This is a genomic window from Vibrio sp. 1580 (assembly GCF_033340055.1).
This window is the reverse complement of record NZ_JAWOVT010000050.1, coordinates 1-1,530: the sequence shown is the minus strand read 5'-3', so window position 1 is coordinate 1,530 and position 1,530 is coordinate 1. Positions and strand designations below refer to the sequence as shown.

The 1,530-nt window shown below is 47.1% G+C and carries 2 protein-coding genes; both read right to left on the bottom strand.

Features of this window, described 5'->3' with window-relative positions:
- Positions 1-186 precede the first annotated feature (186 nt).
- Complete coding sequence (locus R7093_RS23920; protein WP_005457241.1) at positions 187-1,155, bottom strand: alpha-L-glutamate ligase-like protein; 969 nt, start codon at positions 1,153-1,155, stop codon at positions 187-189.
- Positions 1,156-1,158: 3 nt separating this feature from the next.
- Positions 1,159-1,530 (bottom strand): 7TM domain-containing protein (locus R7093_RS23915; protein ID WP_318146848.1); only part of this gene is annotated, 372 nt, incomplete at its 5' end.

The following is a 1,530-nucleotide window of genomic DNA, read 5'->3' as shown; positions in this document are numbered from 1 at the left end:
GTTGAGTAAGGGGAGTAAACATCATACTCAATGGGCTCAGTGGAAAAGAAACGATCTATGTTGATTTTGTTAGCTCGATCATTGATTCAAATGATGAAACCGGCGAAATGAGATAGGAAGGGGAGTGAAAACGATGGCAGAAAGAAAAAAGCTAGCAAGCATGTGCTACTTGCTAGCTTGTAAGATTTAGAACTTTGGTTTTACACCAAATTGCTCAACCGCGTAGGCTACGCGCTCTATAGGCTTAGGGTACTCCGCTGGAGTGCCGAGGCTTTCAATATGCTTCAAGCGAGGAAGCAATCCTGCTCCGTTCGCGATTTGAATAGCCAAACCAGGACGAGCATTCAGCTCAAGTACCATCGGACCTTCTTCTTTGTCGAGAACCATGTCGGTACCCATGTAACCCAGCCCCGTCATTTCCCAAGCACTTGACGCAAGTTCTAGCAAACGCTCCCAATGAGGCACTTGCAGGGTCGATAAATCTTTACCCGTATCTGGGTGGTGCGTTACTGGTTGGTCGAATTGCACCGCACGAATGGCTTTGCCTGTTGCGATATCAATGCCGACACCGACCGCGCCTTGGTGAAGGTTAGCTTTACCATCAGACGCTGATGTTGAGCAGCGCATCATCGCCATGACAGGGTAGCCTTTAAATACGATGATGCGTACGTCTGGCACACCTTCGTAGCTGAAACCATCGAAGCAGTCATCAAACTTAATCAAGTTCTCAACCACGGCAACATCGTTCTTACCGCCGAGCGAGAACAGCCCTGCCAGTGCATTACTGATGTGGCGTTCCACTTCTTCTTTGTTGATTGTCGCACCAGAAGGTTTGGTGTACACACCGTCTTTATGCGATGTCACCACCAAAATACCTTTACCACCGCTGCCTTGAGCTGGCTTAATCACAAAACCCGGCCAGTCTTTTACCATGTTGTGGATGGTTTTTACTTCTGCTTGGTTGTGGATCACGCCGATAAGGGCAGGGACGGTTGCCCCTGCAGCTTGAGCGATGATCTTGGTTTTTAGCTTGTCATCCACCAATGGGTATTTAGAGCGATCGTTATAGCGACCAATGTAGCTATGGTTACGCTTGTTCATGCCCATAATGCCTTTGTGGCGAAGTTTTGATGGCGTAGTGTAACGTTCAAACATCGTTTAATCCTCCGCTAGCGGTTTGAAACGACGTAGTTCTGTTAGACGGTAACCAGTGTAAGTACCTAGTAATAGAATACCCGCCAAAACAATTAGCTGTAGGCCGATAAAGTTAAACGTTAAGTGCTGGATATACGAGTTGGTCATCGCCAAGTAAACCAGTACCGCAGTCAATAGTGAACCACCACCTTGCATTGCTACTTCTTTCGCGCCTTCTTCCTCCCACAGAATCGACATACGTTCGATCGTCCATGACAAGATGATCATTGGGAAGAAGGTGATTGTTAGACCTTCTGTCAAACCAATCTTGAATGCTACAACGGTAAACACCGAGATGATCATAATAACCGTGATAATAACCGCGGATATCCTTGC